Origin of the sequence: Pseudomonas sp. St316 (assembly GCF_018325905.1) — a bacterium.
Lineage (GTDB): Bacteria > Pseudomonadota > Gammaproteobacteria > Pseudomonadales > Pseudomonadaceae > Aquipseudomonas.
Genome location: NZ_AP021901.1, coordinates 3617161 through 3635671, shown reverse-complemented (window position 1 = coordinate 3635671; position 18511 = coordinate 3617161). Strand labels below are relative to the sequence as shown.

Annotated in this window: 7 protein-coding genes and 1 pseudogene; 7 read left to right on the top strand and 1 reads right to left on the bottom strand. The window is 60.1% G+C overall.

The genetic code is table 11. From position 1 onward, the window contains the following. The first annotated feature begins 30 nt into the window (after positions 1-30). The 6 genes and pseudogenes from KI237_RS16170 to KI237_RS16145 all read left to right on the top strand — a co-directional run bounded on the left by KI237_RS16170 (position 31) and on the right by KI237_RS16145 (position 10634). Positions 31-1338, top strand: coding sequence for an aminotransferase family protein (locus KI237_RS16170; protein WP_212796099.1), 1308 nt, complete (start codon positions 31-33; stop codon positions 1336-1338). Between the two features lie 36 nt (positions 1339-1374). Further along, entirely contained in the window at positions 1375-4890 is a 3516-nt protein-coding gene (locus KI237_RS16165; protein WP_212796098.1) for a non-ribosomal peptide synthetase, read from the top strand. 39 nt (positions 4891-4929) lie between these two features. Beyond that, positions 4930-5841 carry a DMT family transporter gene (locus KI237_RS16160; protein WP_212796097.1) on the top strand — a complete coding sequence of 304 codons (912 nt, stop codon included), beginning with the start codon at positions 4930-4932 and terminating at the stop codon, positions 5839-5841. A 357-nt stretch (positions 5842-6198) separates the two neighbouring features. Continuing rightward, a pseudogene (locus tag KI237_RS16155) lies at positions 6199-7919 on the top strand (type I secretion system permease/ATPase). After that, on the top strand, positions 7912-9282 hold the full coding sequence (locus tag KI237_RS16150) for an HlyD family type I secretion periplasmic adaptor subunit (protein WP_212796096.1): 1371 nt from the start codon (positions 7912-7914) through the stop codon (positions 9280-9282). The pseudogene KI237_RS16155 and the gene KI237_RS16150 overlap by 8 nt, the downstream one beginning before the upstream one ends. A gap of 2 nt (positions 9283-9284) precedes the next feature. Beyond that, positions 9285-10634 carry a TolC family outer membrane protein gene (locus tag KI237_RS16145; protein WP_212796095.1) on the top strand — a complete coding sequence of 450 codons (1350 nt, stop codon included), beginning with the start codon at positions 9285-9287 and terminating at the stop codon, positions 10632-10634. A 1404-nt stretch (positions 10635-12038) separates the two neighbouring features. On the opposite strand, the gene KI237_RS16140 is transcribed toward KI237_RS16145, so the two are convergent. Next, entirely contained in the window at positions 12039-17651 is a 5613-nt protein-coding gene (locus tag KI237_RS16140; protein ID WP_212796094.1) for a putative Ig domain-containing protein, read from the bottom strand. 409 nt (positions 17652-18060) lie between these two features. Here KI237_RS16140 and KI237_RS16135 point away from each other — a divergent pair, with 409 nt between their 5' ends. Then, the gene (locus KI237_RS16135; RefSeq protein ID WP_212796093.1) at positions 18061-18504 is read left to right on the top strand and encodes a CopD family copper resistance protein; all 444 of its coding nucleotides are present in this window, start codon (positions 18061-18063) and stop codon (positions 18502-18504) included. Positions 18505-18511 lie beyond the last annotated feature (7 nt).

Sequence of the window (18511 nt, the reverse complement as noted above, 5' to 3'; positions counted from 1 at the left end):
CGCTTGGTTTACGAAGCGTAAGGACCTTGCATGTTTAAAGAAAAAGTTTCATCCGATAATAACAATACTTGGCTTCATTTTTTTCCCTCCGACCAGATTGGTAAAACCGATACGTTCCCTTCATCCATAATCGAAGCGCAGGGGATCTATGTAACAGACTCGGAAGGTCGGCGGTATATGGACGCCATCAGCGGTGCGTACTGCGTGAATGTGGGTTATGGTCGTGATTCGATTATTGATGCGGCCAGTGAAGCAGCCAGGAAGCTGGCGTTCTGCTCCCCGTTCAGTTTTTCAAACCCTTATTCTTCTCGATTGGCCCAGACGCTCGCAGACCTGGCATCACCTGTCGTCGGTGCCAATGCTCGGGTGTTCTTTACCAATAGCGGCTCTGAGGCGGTAGAGACTGCATTGAAAATCGCTCGGGCGTTCGCGGCCAGGAATGGCGAGCCCCAGCGTAAATGGCTGGTGTCTCGCGACCATGCTTATCACGGTGTCACGCTAGGCGCGCTGTCCGTATGTGGGTTCGCGGCACTTAAGGAAGAGTTTGGTCCGCTCTTGCCCATGACTGCCACCATTGCTTCGATGCGGGACAGTACAGACCCTCTTGGCGACGTGCTCAACGCAACGCCAGGCCTGGGTAAGGATGTTGCTGGCGTGTTGATTGAAACGGTTGAAACCAGCAATGGCATGGTAACCCCCACAACTGAGTATCTTGATGGCTTGAGGCGCTTGCGCGAGGAAACCGGCGCGTTATTGATCGTCGATGAAGTCATCACCGGGTTCGGGCGCCTGGGCAGTTGGTTCAGCGCCGAGCAGTATGGGCTTGAGGCCGATATTGTTATTTGCGCGAAAGGGCTTACAAGCGGATACGACTCGCTCGGCGCCACGATCGTCAGCGAGCGGGTCGCTTCGGTCTTTGCTCAGGGCGAAGACAGCATGTTCGCCCACGGCGCTACGTTTGGCGGTCGTCCGGCTGCTGCTGCCGCCGCCCTTGAAAACATCGGGATTCTCGAGCGCGAGCGGTTGCTTGAAAACGCCTCGTCCATGGGCATTTACTTGAAAGGTGTGCTTCAAGACTTGTTTGGGAACCACCCAAAAGTCTCCGGGCTCACCGGAACTGGTTTGCTTCAGGCGATCCACCTGCGATCAATCGACTCTTCGGCGCCTGCCACGGCCGAGGAAGTGAAAGTGATTCGAGAGCGATTGTTGAACAGCGGGATCATCACCTCTTTGTATTACACCCGAAACGATCCCACGATAGAAATTGCCCCGCCGCTCTGTATCAATCGAGAGCAGATCGACCATCTCTGCCGAGTGATCGTTGCCGCATTAGGCTGATTGTCGTTGCGACTCACCTATAAAGGATTATTAGAGATGACCTTCGATGAAATCGAACACACAGGTCCGGCGCGCAATCCACAAATCCACGCCGAGGAATGCGGCGTGACCGAGACGTCGATCAAGCTTGAACGGGCTACTCCGGACTCTGATCTGGAGGTCCGGCTACTTGCGGCCTGGCTCATAACGGCTAGCTGGTACGCCAATTGGGTCGAAAACTTGAACTGCACTGTCGTATCGCGCCGAGAGCAGTTTGACTGCCCGAACATCGATTTGCAGGCGCCGGCCCGCACACTTCTCGATTTCTGCAAGGCAACGCTGGGGGCTTTCTCTGGCGCGCAGAGTACTTCATGGCAGGTCTGCGCCTGGTCCGACACAGAACAGTGCCCAGGCGTATTTGGCGCCGCTCGCCTGCAGATGTGCGTCAGTGCAACCAACGTCGAGTTGATCTTTGATGGACAGTTTCTCGAGCGCAGCCTGGCCCATGAGATTTTCGACACATTGCATAGCATCGCTTGCGCATTGCAGCACGAAAATTGTTTCGTTGTGCCGGACCTCTTGGAGCGCGCCCGCCCAGAACATTCGAATTCCGAATTGCTTGGAAAATTGCACGGAATCGATGAGCAGGATGTACTGGAGGCTTTCGAGGGGCACGCCAGCCGTGACCCGGACAAAGTGGCGATTTGCGACGCCGGCCGAGTGATCAGTTACGGACAGTTGTCGGCTGACATTCGCGAGCTGGCCGCCCAACTGGCAGACCAAGGCGTGAGGCCCGGCAGTCGAGTGGCGTTGCGGATGTCCCGGTCCGGCGACTTCGTCGTTGCGGCCTTGGCGGTTCTCTCCCTGGATGCTATCTACATTCCAATAGACCCGCAGCTTCCTCCTGAGCGAAGCAAGCTGATGCTTGAAGATGCGCGGGTAGGCTGGGTTATAGAAGGCGATGCTGTCGTGGCGGTGGGGCTCTCCCTGAGCGCAGCTCAACCCGACGACGAGCCACGGTGCGGATATGTACTGTTTACCTCCGGGACCACGGGGCGGCCAAAGGGTGTCTTGATCTCTCGCGCATCGCTCTCGTATTACGCCAGCGTGGCCAGGCACTCGTTCGGCCTTACGAGCCAGGACAAGGTCCTGCAGTTTGCGACTGTCTCGTTCGACGCCTCTGTCGAAGAAATCTATTGCTGCCTGATGGCCGGTGGAACACTGGTCATCCGTGATTCATCCGTCGATTTGCAGCCTGCCAGCTTTCTGCAGTTTCTCGACGAGCAGCAGATTACTTTTCTTGACTTGCCGACCGGGTACTGGCGAGAACTCAGTCTGGCTTGTACTTCCCAACAGCTGCGTTTTCCTTCTTGCGTCAATCTGGTCGTGATTGGCGGAGAAGCCCTTTATAAATCAGACATACACAACTGGTACCGTCTCCCCGCGCCGCGCCCGACGTTGATCAATTCCTATGGTCCAACCGAGACGACCGTCGTTACCGCTCTCCAGCGAGTACGACTTCCTGACACGGATGACGATTCAAGAAACGACATCTCTATTGGTCGGCCCATTGCCGGTAGCCGAATTGTCTTGCTGGACCGTTTCGATAAACCTGCACCGCTCGGCGCAATGGGGCAGATATGCATATCCAGTCCAGGCGTGGCCGAGGGGTATTTACACAATCCGGACATGACGGCGGAAAAATTCTTTGTGCGGATGGAAAACGATCGGAGCCTGCGCCGCTACTACAAAAGCGGAGACCTGGGACGCATTGGCCGCGATGGAGCGTTGGAGTATCACGGACGTATGGATAACGTGGTGAAGCGGCAAGGCTTCAGGATAAGCCTGGGTGAAATCGAGTCCATTGTTCGAACACTGCCGGAAGTGTCTGACTGCTGCGTTTTCATGACGGACGCCGGCAGTGACAGCAAGCTTCTTTGTGTCGTTCAACTGATGCCCGGCATGCAGGTCTCGCAACTGGCGCTACGTCAACAATTGATGTTGGACCTGCCATCCTACATGGTTCCGAACAGCTTCATTCTGCTCGACGAAATACCGCGTAACCTGGCTGGAAAAATCGATTACAACGCAGTAAGAGGGCTCGCAATGGTTGTTGTAGACGCCACGAGCAAAGACCTGTCGTCCCCTTTTGCGGGAAGCGAAATTGCCCGGGAAATACAGTCGACGTTGGGCGGTCGCGAACTGGAATGGGATGCCAGCCTTGTTGAAAATGGGGCGGATTCGTTGGAAATCGTGCGCTTGGCCATGCTGTTACACAAACACAGCGGGCACGAGTGGCCACTTTCCACACTCTATGAATACCCCAGCCTGGGGGCCATCTTGAACGATGTTGGCGGCCCTGAGATCGCAAAAAAACACCCACGAGACTTCAAGGACTGGCGCCACGCTGAGTTTGAACGACTCAAGGGCTTGATTCGCCGCAGTGCGCCAGGAGTCAGTCGCGCCAAGGACGGTATATTGGTAACGGGGGCAACGGGACTGCTTGGGCGCCATGTGGTTCGCGCATTGCTCAAGAGCACGCAGCGTCCCATTTATTGCCTGGTGCGCTCTCCCATGGGCAGCACCGAATCCCCGCATAAAAAGCTCACACAATTGCTCAATGTGAGAAATGAAGCGTTGCAGAGACTGCACATTGTCGTTGGCGATCTGGATCACGATGACGTTGGCCTCGACGAGAAAGGTTTGTATGCCTTGCAACGCAGCGTCAGCGATATTGTTCATTGCGCCGCCGATACCAACATGTTGTCGCCCTATTCGAAGTTAGTGACGACCAATGTCCAAGGGAGCCTGAATCTCATAAATCTGGCGCTTGAGAGTAATGCCAGTTTTCATTTCATTTCATCCCTGGCCTTGTTCGATACAAAACCATCTCTCCTGGCTACGCCGGAAACCAAAATCATGGAAGTCGATCATGTGGCTTCCGGTTATCTGCAAAGTAAGTGGATGACCGAAATGTTATTGGAACACTGTGCAGCCTCCGGGCTGAAGGCGACGATCTATCGATGTGGACGACTTTGGGGAAGCCGCATGAACCTTGAAGAAGCTCGTAATGATTATGTCTACCAGTTCCTGAGTGTTTGCCAGCGCATAGGCCAGTTCCCGATCATGCCGATGCAGTTGGAAATTTGTCCGGTGGACCGTATCGCTGAGCAAATCGCTTCGTCTGTCGTGAGCGCGTTACGCCAACCCGTGTCTGGTGCAAAGATTTATCACTTGTGCTCCAACAAAAGCTACACGATGGATGAAATCTACGCAGCCATGCGTCAACAGTTGAAAGAGCTCTCGCTGGTTAATTCATCGACGTGGCTTGCTGCGTTGAATGCTCGCATTGTCAGGGCACCGGAGGATGCTGAAGCCTTGAGGATATTCGCGGTAGTGAAATCGTTATCGTTGTCCGAGTGCATCGATGACCTGGCAATCACCGAGGCCATCGCTTCACGTGAATGCTGGGTGCATGGTCAACCTTCAGGCCTTACCCCTGAGCAAATGATCGAGGCTGTGTTGGCCGGGTCTGTCCGGGTATCTTCCCATGCTCAAGCTGTCGCGCATTGATATCGTAGAGCCGGAAGCGTTTAGACAAGGAGTTAACGCATGACCCGTTACATCAACTTTCTTTTACTCGCGTTGATGGGAAGTACTTGGGGGCTGCATTTCGTGCTGGTAAAGAAAATTACCAGCACAGGGGTTCAAGCCGATCTTATTCTGTTTCCGACGCTGCTCGGCGTCGCCATTGCATTCATGGCGCTCATGGCAGTCAGTCGCAGTTCGTGGCGCATCAATGCGTCCTGGTGGGTGTTCCTCATTATTTGCAGCGTGTTGGGCTATGCCTTTCCAATATGGCTTGAGCTGATCGTGGCACCGTACATCGATTCGACGCTGCTCACGCTGATCGTCACCAGTACGCCGGTTTTTTGCATCTTGCTGGGGTTTCTCCTGCGCTTGGCGACGGTCACTGTCTGGCATTTGTCATGCGCTGCCTTGGGAATCAGCGCTGCCATGATGTTACTGCTGCCCAGCGCGGCGCTTCCCGAGGGCTCGTCAAGGCTTTGGCTGGCCGCAGCCATTGGCGTTCCCGTGAGCTACGCGCTGTACAACCTGTACGTCGCCGCAGCCTGGCCCAAGGGGTTAGGCGTGTTCACCATGGCGGCCTATGAGTCGGTGATTGCGGCGTTGTTGGCATTGCCATTGTTCATGACGTCGACGTCGAAGGTGGGGTATCAAGGGCTGCTCCAGCATGGGCCGGAGGTGACGCTGCTGGTTCTGGTCACGGCGGTGGAGGTCTGGTCCTTCTTCGAACTGGTACGCCGGGCCGGTGGGATTTATGTGTCATTCGCCAGTTTCGCTGCGCTGGTAGCAGGCATCGCATGGTCGGCATTATTGCTCGATGAAGAAATTACGCCGTGGATGAATGTCAGCATCGGTGCGATCGTCTTGTCGCTGTTGCTGTGCCTGGTGGGCGACAGAAGCCAGGCTCGCGAGGCGCCGCTGAGCAAGGCTGCCTGAGGAAAGATTGCATCGCGGGTCGTTCGGATCCCGAAGTCAAACGTACGCCCCCGACAGGACCTGTCGGGGGCGTATTTGCAGTCATAAGCCGAAATCCATTCCCAGTGCTTGGTCAAGACTGAAAAGCCTCAGTCTTGACGTGTGGTATTTCCGTCTGTCACCCACCTCAAGACCCAGTCCGTCCGAACCGGCACTAACCGGTGGATGCGTTGTCAGTAGTTGGCGTCCGTTGCAGCGACAATCGGCTCAGATAGCTGCACGTCAGCAACATGACGCTCTTTTTTTTGACGCCTTCGGGCAAGTAACTCGCGATGGATTGCGCCGGGACCGACTATTCCTATTGCGGGTTGATTCTCTATGCGTTTCCTACTCGATCCGCGTCATGACATTGATGCTGCCTTATTGAGCTACCGCCGGGTGTTCTGGGCCCTGGCATTGTTCAGTGGCGTGATCAATCTGTTGGTGCTGGTGCCGTCGCTCTACATGATGCAGGTCTACGACCGGGTCCTGACCAGCCGCAACGAAACCACCTTGTTCATGCTCACCTTGATGGCCCTGGGGCTGTTCATGTTCAGTGCCCTGATCGAGTGGGTCCGTGGCGAGGTGATGATTCGCATGAGCGCGGGGCTGGATGAAGCCCTGGGCGAGCGGATTTTCGACGCCGCCTTCGCCCGCAGCCTGCGCGAGCACAACGCCAACCCGGCGCAGGTGCTCACCGATCTGGCCACGCTGCGCCAGTTGATTACCGGGCAGGGCCTGATCGCCTTGCTCGATGCACCCTGGCTGCCGATCTTCCTGCTGGTGGCGTTTATCTTTCATCATTGGTTCGGCGTGCTGACACTGGTGTTGGCCTTGGTGCTGATCGGCCTGGCGCTGTGGGGAGAACTGTCGACGCGCACACGCTTGGGGGAGGCCAATCGGCTGGGGGTGCAGTCGTCGATCTATGTCAACAGCACGCTGCACAACGCTGAAGTCATCCAGGCCTTGGGCATGCTCGGGCCGTTGCGTCAGCGCTGGAGCCTGTTGCAGCAACGGATCATCGCCGCCCAGGCCCATGCCAGCGACCGTGGCGCGCGCATCACCTCGGCAACCCGTTTCGTGCGTATCTCCGGGCAGTCCCTGGCGCTGGGGCTGGGCGCCTTGCTGGTGCTTGAAGGCCAACTGTCGGCGGGCATGATGATTGCGATGTCGCTGTTGCTGGGGCGTGCGCTGGCGCCCGTGGAAATCGCCATCGGCTCGTGGAAGCAATTCAACGCCGGACGCCAGAGCTATCAGCGCCTGAGTCAACTGCTGGCCCAGCATCCGCGCGAGCGCCTGCGCATGCCGTTGCCGCCCCCACCGGCGCGGTGCGCCTGGAACAGTTGTATGTCGGTCCGCCAGGTGCTTCGCAGCCGATCCTGCGCGGGATCAATTTCAGCCTCGCCAAAGGCGATGTGCTTGCGGTGGTCGGGCCCAGCGCCAGCGGTAAATCGACACTGGCGCGCGCCTTGGTCGGGGTCTGGCCGGCCTTGGGCGGGTCGGTGCGCCTGGACGATGCCGAGATCAGCCAGTGGTCCCACGACGCCTTGGGTCCCTACCTTGGATACCTGCCACAGGACATCGAGCTGTTCGACGGCACGGTCGCCGACAACATCGCCCGTTTCGGTGAGCAAGACGCCGACAAGATCATCGCTGCCGGACGTCATGCCGGTATCCACGAAATGATCCTGAGGTTTCCCAAGGGCTACGACACGCCGTTGGGGCCCGGTGGGCTTGGCTTGTCCGGTGGGCAAAAACAACGCCTGGGCCTGGCTCGCGCGCTCTACGGGCGACCGTCGCTGATCGTGCTCGATGAGCCCAATTCCAATCTCGATGACGCCGGCGAGCTGGCGCTGGTGCAGGCCATCAGTGCGCTCAAGGCGGCCGGCAGCACCGTGGTGTTGATTACGCACCGACCCAGTGTGCTGGCGGTGGTCGATCACATCCTGGTGCTCAAGGACGGTACTCAACAAGCATTCGGCCCACGGGACCGGGTGCTCAAGGCATTGATGCCGGGGCCGAGACCGGCCGCGGTCAGGGAGGCGGGCGGCGATGCGTGATCTGACACCAGGGGCACAAGCGTACAGCGAGCAGGGGCTGAGCGTGCGCAGTACCACGACGCTGCCCAGCGCCAGCACCGATGCCGGGAGCGCGGCTCGCTATGGCGTGGGATTCCTGGTCCTGACGTTGGGTGGTTTCCTGCTCTGGGCCTGCCTGGCGCCGCTCGACCAGGGCGTGGTCGGCAGCGGCACCGTGGTGGTGGCAGGGGAGCGCAAGGCCGTGCAGTCGCTGGTCGGCGGGGTGGTGGAAAAACTGTTGGTCAGCGATGGCGACCGCGTCACCCAGGGGCAATTGCTGGTGCAGCTCAACACGGTGCAGGCGCAGTCACAGCTGAACGTGACCCTGGGCAAGCTCCTCAATGACCGTAGCATCGAGGCGCGCTTGATTGCCGAGCGCCTGGGCAGCGCCGAGATCCAATGGCCCGCGGAACTGCTGGCGCACGCCGACGAACCGCGCGTCAAGGCGGCCATGGCCTTGCAGAGCCAGTTGTTCATCACCCGCCGCGCGGAACTGGGCAGTCGCTTGCAGATTATCGAGCACGAAGCCGCGGCCTTGCAGCAGCAATTGCTTGGTTACGAAGGCGTCAAGCGCAACTACGACGCGCAGATGCGCTTCCAGCAGCAGGAACTCGAAGGCCTGCGTGATTTAGCCCGGGAAGGTTACGTCCCGCGCAACAAACTGTTTGAGGCCGAGCGCAACGCGGCCCAGTTGGCGGGGCAGATCGCCTCTGGTGTGGGGGATGTCGGCAGGACTCGCCAGGCGATCAACGAAAGCCGGCTCAAGGCCTTGCAGGCGCAGCAGGAGTTCCGCCGCGATGCCGAAACCCAGCTCAGCGAAGTCTCGGCTGAGGCCGCCGGTTATGCCGATCAGATTCGCGCCTTGCAGTTTGAAGTCGACAACGGTGCGATCCGTGCGCCGGTGGCCGGGCAGGTCATGGACGTGAATATTCATACGGTCGGCGGCGTGGCGCAGGCCGGCCAGACCTTGATGCAAGTGGTGCCGCTGGATGCGCCGATGGCGATCACCGCGCGTTTCGAGCCGCTGATGGCCAACAAACTGCGTCCGGGCCTGCCGGTGCACGTGCATTTCACCGCGCTGCAACGGGTGGATACGCCGACGGTTACCGGCACGGTGACGACGGTGTCGGCGGACCAGTTGATCAATGAGCAGACACACCAACCGTACTTCTCCGCCAAGGTCGAGATCCCTGCAGACACCGTGGTTGCGTTGCAGAGCGCCGGCCTGCTGGTTCGCCCGGGCATGCTCGCTGATGTCACGGTGGTGACGGGCGAACGCACCTTGATGAATTACCTGATGAAGCCTTTGCGTGAACGCTTGCTTGCAGCCTTCAAGGAGGAATGAGCATGGTCGACCGTTGCCGATACCGTTTGCGTGTCTTGCTGGGCCTGTGTGCGGGGTGGGCGGTGCTCAATCCGGTGTGGGCCGCTGAGGGGGGGCTGAGCCTGACCGCCGCCTACGATGCCTCGCGCCTCAACGATCCGACCGTGCAGTCGGCAGCCCACGCCTTTGAAGCTTCGCGGCATGAAGAAGACATCGGGCGTGGCGGCCTTTACCCGCAAGTGTCGCTGACCTCGCGCTACGGCTACGGTGGGCGGACCGACGGCGGTGACGACAGAACCTACGTCAACAGCAATGATTACCAGGCGAACAGCGTGACCCTGGCCGCGCAACAGCCGCTCTACGACAAGGCACGCTGGGCGGCTTATCAGGAGGGTAAGGCGCGCGGTCAACTGGGCAGCCAGGTGTTCGATGTGGCCGGCCAGACCCTGTATGACCGGGTGGCGAAGGGGTATTTCGATGTCGCCCGGGCCGAGAACGAAATCAAGTTGATCACCCAGCAAAAAGCCGCCATCCAAGGCTTGGTCGTTCAAAGTAAAAAGCTTTATGAAGGTGGACAGGGCGCGATCACCGATATCGACGAAGCCCAGGCGCGGCTCGACCTGGTGCAAGCCCAGGAAGCTGAAGCCCAGGCACGCCGGGTGGCGGCTTTGCGGGCCTTGTCCGGGCGTGCCAGCGTGGCCATCGATGACATCCTGCCGATGCGCGAAGAGTTGGCCGCCGGCAGTCCGATCCCGCCGGAGCAGGATTTGCCGTACTGGACGACCATTGCCCGTGAAGCCAGCCCCGAGCTGGCCGCTCGGCTGGCGGCGGTGAAAGTGGCCGAAGCCCAGGCCGACAGCCAGCGCGCCGGGCATTATCCAAGCTTGTCGCTGACCACTCAGTTGACCCGTCGGGAAACCCGTCAATACCAGGAACTCGACCCGCGCCAGGACAGCTACTACGTGGGCGTGCAATTGGATATTCCGTTGTATCGCGGCGGGGCGGTACGGGCGTCGGTGGCCAAGGCCGAAGCGCAACTGGCCGGCGCCCAGTCCGACTACGACGTGCAACGCCAGCAACTGGCCGAGGATATCGAGGCCGATTACCTGGGCGTCGTCGCCGGGTTCACCAAGAGCAAGGCGATGCAGCGGGCGGTGGAGTCCAACCAGCGAGCACTGGCCTCGACGGAAAAAGGCTTCCAGGGCGGTGTGCGTTCCACAGTGGATATTCTTGACGCGCAGCAGCGGCTGTTCCAGGCCCGTCGAGACCTGCTCAACACCAAGCTCGACATGCTGCAGAGTTATGTGAGCCTGCACACCCACACCGGCCAGATGAACCGCGCGGTGCTGGAGCAGGTGCAGAGTTTGTTTTGAAAAATGGGTCGGCGACCAAGCTCAAGCATGGCACCTGTCCTGTGGTTTTCCTGGATTTTTCTGGCACAGCACGACCCCTGTGGAGCGAGCTTGCTCGCGATGGCGGTGTGTCAGCCAACATCAATGTTGAATGTTCTGCCGTCATCGCGAGCAAGCTCAGCTCCCACAGTTTGATCTGTGGTGGCCCTCGATTTTTGTGGTGCCGCCAGTCCCCTTGTGGGAGCGAGCCTGCTCGCGATGGCGGTGGGTCAGCCAACATCAATATTGAATGTTCTGCCGTCATCGCGAGCAAGCTCAGCTCCCACAGTTTGATCTGTGGTGGTCCTCGATTTTGTGGTGCCGCCAGTCCCCTTGTGGGAGCGAGCCTGCTCGCGATGGCGGTGGGTCAGCCAACATCAATATTGAATGTTCTGCCGTCATCGCGAGCAAGCTCAGCTCCCACAGTTTGATCTGTGGTGGTCCTCGATTTTGTGGTGCCGCCAGTCCCCTTGTGGGAGCGAGCCTGCTCGCGATGGCGGTGGGTCAGCCAACATCAATGTTGAATGTTCTGCCGTCATCGCGAGCAAGCTCAGCTCCCACAGTTTGATCTGTGGTTGCTCTCGATTTTGTGGTGCCGCCAGTCCCCTTGTGGGAGCGAGCTTGCTCGCGATAGCGGTGGGTCAGCCAACATCAATGTTGAATGTTCTGCCGTCATCGCGAGCAAGCTCAGCGCCCACAGTTTGATCTGTGGTGGTCCTCGATTGTTGTGGCGCCGCCAGTCCCCTTGTGGGAGCGAGCCTGCTCGCGATGGCGGTGGGTCAGCCAACATCAATGTTGAATGTTCTGCCGTCATCGCGAGCAAGCTCAGCTCCCACAGATTGATCTGTGGTGGTCCTCGATTTTGTGGTGCCGCCAGTCCCCTTGTGGGAGCGAGCCTGCTCGCGATGGCGGTGGGTCAGCCAACATCAATGTTGAATGTTCTGCCGTCATCGCGAGCAAGCTCAGCTCCCACAGTTTGATCTGTGGTTGCTCTCGATTTTGTGGTGCCGCCAGTCCCTTGTGGGAGCGAGCTTGCTCGCGATGCGGTGGGTCAGCCAACATCAATATTGAATGTTCTGCCGTCATCGCGAGCAAGCTCAGCTCCCACAGTTTGATCTGTGGTGGTCCTCGATTTTTGTGGTGCCGCCAGTCCTTTGTGGGAGCGAGCCTGCTCGCGATGGCGGTGGGTCAGCCAACATCAATGTTGAATGTTCTGCCGTCATCGCGAGCAAGCTCGCTCCCACAGTTTGATCTGTGGTGGTCCTCGATTGTTGTGGCGCCGCCAGTCCCCTTGTGGGAGCGAGCTTGCTCGCGATAGCGGTGGGTCAGTCAGCCTCCTTGCTGAATGTGCCGCCGCTATTGCGGGCAAGCCTGTTCAGGGGGCAATCAGGCGGTGAAGTCGCTGGCGTGCAGCTCCTTGACGCCGACCAGTTCGAATTCGAACTCGGGGGTGGCGTCGGCGTTGGTACTGCCATAGAGAATGCCATCGGCAAAGCGCAGCTGGCCTGTGGCATTGGTGGGGTCGAAGGCGTTGCTGCCGATGAACGTGAAGTGATCGACCGTGGCGGTCTGCGGGTTGGCGTCCAGGCCGGTGAGGTCCAACTTGTCGAACTCCGTGCTCTTGAAGCCGTTGATCACATCGCGCAAGGCCCCGACGCCCATGTCCGACAGCGCACCAAAGGCGTAGGTGTCGGCGCCCGTGCCACCGGTGAGGTTGTCGGTGCCTGCGCCGCCGATCAACCGGTCATCACCCGAGCCACCCACCAACGTATCGTTGCCCGCGCCGCCGTCCAGGACGTTCGCGGCACTGTTTCCCGACAGTGTGTCGGCATAGGCGCTTCCCTTCAGGTTTTCGATGAATTTCAACGTGTCGAGCCCGGACCCCACGGTGTTCTGTTGCGCCGACGTCGAGAGATTCACGGTCACGCCGGACAGGGCGCGCTCAAAGCTGGCCGTGTCAATGCCATCGCGTCCATCCAGGACATTGTTGCCGGCACCGGCGAACAGCGTATTGTCCAGCGCGTTGCCGGTGCCATTGGCGGCGCCGGTGCTATCGACATACAGGTTTTCCACGTTGTTGCCCAAGGTGTAGGCCGCCAGGCTGCTGTGCACGCTGTCGACCCCTCCGGTCACCTTGTTGCTGTTGGTCTCGATCACGCTGTCGTCGGCATTGTCGACAAAGTAGGTGTCGCTGCCATCGCCACCGCTCATGCTGTCGGCCCCTGCGGCGCCGTCGAGCACGTTATTGGCGGCGTTGCCGGTGATGAAATTGCGCCGCTCATTGCCTGTTCCGTCGATCTCCGACACACCGGTAAGCACCAGGTTCTCGAGATTGGGCCCCAGCGTCCAACTCACCGAGGCCTGCACCGTATCGATCTGCGAAGCCGAGGTGTTGGTTTCCACCACGCTGTCGAAGGCATTGTCGACCACGTAGATGTCGTTGCCGTCGCCACCGCTCATGGTGTCGGCGCCCAGGTCGCCATTGAGGGTGTCGTTGCCCGAGCTGCCTACCAGGGTGTCGGCCTGGTCGGTACCGGAGATCATCCCGCCCTGGTTCTGGGCGTTGTCGAAAATGTCCTGCACGCTGTTGTTGTCGTTGGGATTGCCCTGGAAGCCCAGGTCATCGGCAATATAGTCCGCCAGGCGTTGGCCGACGATTTCCGCCGACTCCTCGTGCAGGTGCCAGACATCATCGGGGTACACCAGCGGGTCGACTTCGTAGCGCAAGGGCAGGTCGGTGTAGTCCACCGCCAGCTTGACGTCGGCGCGCTCGGCGGCGATGGCTTCCTGGGCGGCGCGGACGTAACCGACGCCCTCGACGATGGATGCGATCTTCTCTTGCGAATAGCCCCGGGCCCGGGCCGCATCCTGCTCGTAGTGACCGGTTTCCATCAGGTACACGCTGAAGTTGCCGAACTGGGCGTGCAAGTAGTCGAACACCTTCAGGGTCGCGGCCTTGTAGGCCGCTGCTGCCGCCGCCTTGTCGGTGGCGCGGGCGATTTCCTGGGCGGCTTCCTCGCCCTGGCCCCAGATGATGCCCATGGTGACGTTATCGATCGCCTGCAGTTCGGTGCGCTGGTCGCGCAGTAACGTCACCGCTCGCAACAGTGCAGGTCCAGGTTGGTTGGTGTCGGTCAGCCACCAGCACAGCTGGAGTTCCTCGGCGCTGAGGGTGGAGAGGCCGTTGACCGTGCTGCCGCCCACGGCGATGTCGATGCCGTTGCCGTCGGCATCGGTGAACTGGCTGCGCACGTCGTAGGGGGTGTAGCGGTCCAGGTCTTTGACCAGCATCGAGGTACCGGACTGGTCGTCGTCTTCGGTCATGCGTAGCAGGCGCGCATTGGATTGGCCGAGCGTCGGCAGGTAGAGGATGTCCTGCTGGACGCGTTCGCCGAAGACGAAGTCGCTGGCGGTGAGGGTGTTGAGGTAGTTGCCATTGAGCGCGATCTCAAAGCGGTTGCCGTCGGCATCGGCTTCGGCGGACTTGATGTAGGTCTTGTCGCCGGCCGCGTTCAGGGTCATGTACAGCGTGCCGTTGCTGCCATCGCCGAGGCCGAGAAAGCCCAGCCCCGAGACATTGATCTTGTCGACGCCGACGGTGAAGTCATAGATCGTGTCTGTGGCCGTGACGCCCCCGGTGTCGTAGTCGCGGTAGCTGTCGAGCAGGTTGCTGTAGCGGAAGGTGTCGGCACCGTCGCCGCCGTACAGCGAATCGCGTCCGGCACCACCGTCGATGATGTCCGCGCCGGTGCCGGCCTTGATTGTGTCGTTGCCGCCCAGGCCAAGGATCAGGTCCGCGCCGGTCGTACCGTTGAGGGTTTCGGCATTGTTGGTGCCGGTGATGGTGTTGGCGGGCGCATCGGCCACCACCAGGGCGAAGCTGTCACTGACCGAGGCGCCCGAGGGATCGGTGGCCTTGACCAACACGTCGTAGTTGCCTGCCGCCGTGCTGGTCGGGGTGCCGCTGAAGGTCAGGCTGGTGGCATTGAAACTCAGCCATGTGGGCAGAGCAGTGCCGTTGGCGAGGGTCGCGGTGTAGGTCAGCACATCCTGGTTGGCGTCGGTGAAGCTGTTGCTGGCCACGGTGTAACTGAACGGCGTGCTTTCACTGGCGTTCTGGTCCAACAGTGGGGTGGCCACGACCGGCGCCACGTTGGTTGGGGTGTTCTGGTCGGCGAAGACAAAGTGACTGGCCGTCAGGCTGCTCACGAAGTTGCCTGCCATCGAGACCTCGAACCGGTTGCCGTTGGCATCGACCGTCAGATCCTTGAGGTAGGTACGGTTGGTCGAGGCACTGTAAGTGACCTGCAGGGTGCCGTTGAGCCCGTTACCCAGGCCGGTATAGCCAAGGGCCGAGACATCGATCTTGTCGGCGGCCACGTCGAAGTCGAGGATCTGGTCACTGGCGCTGGTGGAGCCGGTGCGGTAGCTGTCGAGTTTCGAGGTGTAGCGAAAGACATCGGCTCCCGTGCCACCGGTGAGCTTGTCCACCCCGGTGCCGCCGACCAGGATGTCGTTGCCGGCGCCGCCATTGAGGGTGTCGTTGCCCGCGCCACCGAACAATTGCTCATTGGCCGCGGTGCCGGTCAGCGTGTCGTTGTTCGGCGTGCCATTGATCACAATGGCGGTGGGGACGTCCTGCACGGCAAGGGTAAAGCTGTCGCTGACGGTGGCGTTGCTGCCGTCACTCGCGGTGACCTGGATGGCGTAGGTGCCCGACGCGGTGTCCGGTGGCGTACCACTGAAGGTGCGAGTGGCGGCATCGAAGATCAGCCAACTGGGCAGGGCGCTGCCATCGGCGAGCTTGGCGGTGTAGCTCAGGCTGTCGTTATCCGGATCGGTGAAGCTGGTGGCCGGCACCACGTAGCTGAACGGGGTGTTTTCGGTCGCGTTTTGATCGAGCAGCGGCGTCGCCAGTACCGGTGCATGGTTGGTCGGCGAGGTAGTGGCGAAGACGAAGTTGGCGTTGGTCAGGGTGTTGAGGTAATTGCCGTCCAGCGCCACTTCGAAGCGGTTGCCATTGGCATCGGCTTCAAGGGACTTGATGTAGGTCTTGGTGCCGGCACTGTTGAGCACCAGGTACACGGTGTTGTTCTTGCCATCCCCCAGGCCGGTGAAGCCCATGGCCGACAGGTCGATCTTGTCGGCGCTGACGTTGAAGTCGGTGATCAGGTCGCCGAGGTTGGCGCCGCCGGTGTTGTAGTTGCGGTAGCTGTCCAGGCGGTTGGCGAACACAAAGGTGTCCGCCCCGGCGCCACCGGTGAGGGTGTCCATGCCGGCGCCACCGTCGAGTTTGTCGTCGCCGGCGCCGCCGCTGAGGCTGTCGTTACCCGCCAGGCCGAGCAGGGTGTCGGCCGCATCACTACCCAACAGCGAGTCGCTGCCGCTGGTCCCGGTGATCACGCGATTGAAGATGAAATTGCTGGCGGTCAGGGTGCTGGCCAGGTTGCCCGTCAGAATCAGTTCGAAGCGGTTGCCACTGGCGTCGGCGTCGAAGTCCTTGATGTAGGTGCGGTTGTTGCTGGCGCTGTAGCTGACCTGCAGGGTGCCGCCACGGCCATTGCCCAGGCCGGTGAAGCCGAGCCCAGCGAGGTCGATCTTGTCCTGGGTGACGTCGAAGTCGGTGATGGTGTCATCGAAACTGGTGGTTGCGTTGCGGTAGCTGTCCGACTGCGCGACGAACCGGAACGTATCGGCACCTGTGCCTCCGGTGAGTTTGTCGATGCCCGCGCCACCGACCAGGATATCGCCGCCGGCCGCGCCATTGATGGTGTCGTTGCCCGCACCACCGTAGAAAATCTCGCTGGCGGCGCTGCCGAGCAGGGTGTCGTTGCCCGCCGTACCTTGCACGGTGGTCATGGGCACCGTAGCGCTGACGTAGCTGCCGTCGCCATAGATCAGCGTGGCGCCGTTGCTCGTGTGGCTGATGGTGTTGGCGATGATGGCGTTGCGGTCAGTGCCGTCCTCGTTGCGCTCTGCCACACCATAGGTCGACAGGTTGCTGCCGCTGATGATGTTGCCCTGGATGGTGTTATCGCTGCCGTTGAAGTATTTGCCGGACACGCCCTGGGTGTCGTCGTAGGACTGGATGATGATTTCCGGTACGGCGCCGCCCAGGGAATTGTTGTTGAGGGTGTTGTCGATGATTTCGACGTGGTTGCTGCCGTAGATACGGATCCCGGCGCTGGCGTTGTCGTGGATGTCGATGCCAGTGACGGTCACTTCGCTGGAGAGCTTGACCAGCACGCCTTCGGCGCCGTTGCCATAGACCTCGCCGCCGGTGATGGTGATGTTGCTGGGCGAGGGGATGTTCTCGCTGCCGCGCTGGACCACGATGCCATTGCCGCCGTTGTCGTAGGCGACGTTATTGGTCATGGTGAAATCGTGGGTGCTGGTGACGACGTTGAAACCGTGGCGGTCGTTGTCGTAGGCGACGTTGTTTTCGAAGGTGCTGTCGCTGAGGAAGTCGGCGACGAAGCCGTCCAGGCCGTTGCCGTGGGACACGCTGTTCTTGATGACCATGTTGACGGTTTGCTCGTGGGGGTCGAAACCGTACCCGGAGCAATCCTTGATCTCGACGCTGTCGAGGGTGACGTTGGAGTCGTAGCCTTCTTCGCCTGGAATGTAGCCGTTGAACCAGCCGTCGACCTTGCCGGTGGTGCTGTCGCGGTTGCCGTCGATGGTGAGGTTGCTGACGCCGAAATCGTGGGTTTCCTCGCCGTAGGCCGAGCGGATGATCCCGGTGATCTTGGTGTCCGAGCCGTCGACTAGCTTGACCGTGGTCTCGCCCATGCCGTCGCCGTACAGGTAGACATTGCTCTTGAGCATCAGGCAGCCATCGGAAGGTTCCTCTCCCCCCGAAACGATGTAGGTGCCGGTTGGCATGTACACCTGCCCACCGCCGGCCGCGGCCGCCGCATCAATCGCACTTTGGATGGCTGCCGTGTCGTCCGTGATGCCATCTCCTTTGGCGCCAAAATTTTGTACGTTGAAAATCATGAGCTTATCTCCGTATCAGGCTTAAACCTAGGTAGACGTCAACATTCCATCGACGGCCTTCGTGTTATGACCCAGCGGAGCGCAAAAGTTGTGACCGCATATCGGGGAAAGTGTCAAAAAGCTGGACTAACTGATCAGCGGTTGTGCAGGGATTGCGCAGGAGTAACGTTCTATTGACGCTTTTGAGGCTCAATGATGTCCCCTTGTGGGAGCGAGCTTGCTCGCGATAGTGGTGCGTCAGCCAACATCGATGCCGCTGATCCGGCGCTATCGCGAGCAAGCTCGCTCCCACAGGGTTTGGGGGGGGCAGACATGCGGTTTCCTTGATTGGCATCAACCCCACTTCAGGGGCGGCGCGATAACCTCGAATAAACCATCGTCCCGCTAAAGAGGGCGACCGAGGAAGCTCATGAGTTATCCGCTGTTTCTCACCTTGCACCTGTTTGCCGCGCTGGTGTTCATCGGCACGGTTTTCTTCGAAGTCCTGTTCCTGGCGAGCATTGGCAAGCAACTGCCCGCCAAGGTCATGGTGCTGCTGGAGCAAGGCATCAGCCAACGCGCCCGGCAGTTGATGCCGTGGGTACTGCTGGTGCTGTTCGGCGCGGGCATTGGCATGGTCTGGCTGCGTTATTGGCCGTTGCTGTCGTCGCCGTTGCAGTCATCCTTCGGCTTACTGCTGGGCCTCAAGATCCTGTTGGCGGGCAGTGTGCTGGGGCATTTCCTCTGGGCCATGTGGCTGTTCAGGCGCGGGCGCATGAATGCCCGCTACGTGCACATCATCCATACCAGCGTGTTCCTGCACATGGTCGCGATCGTGCTGCTGGCCAAGGCCATGTTCTACGTGACCTGGTAAGCGCTGG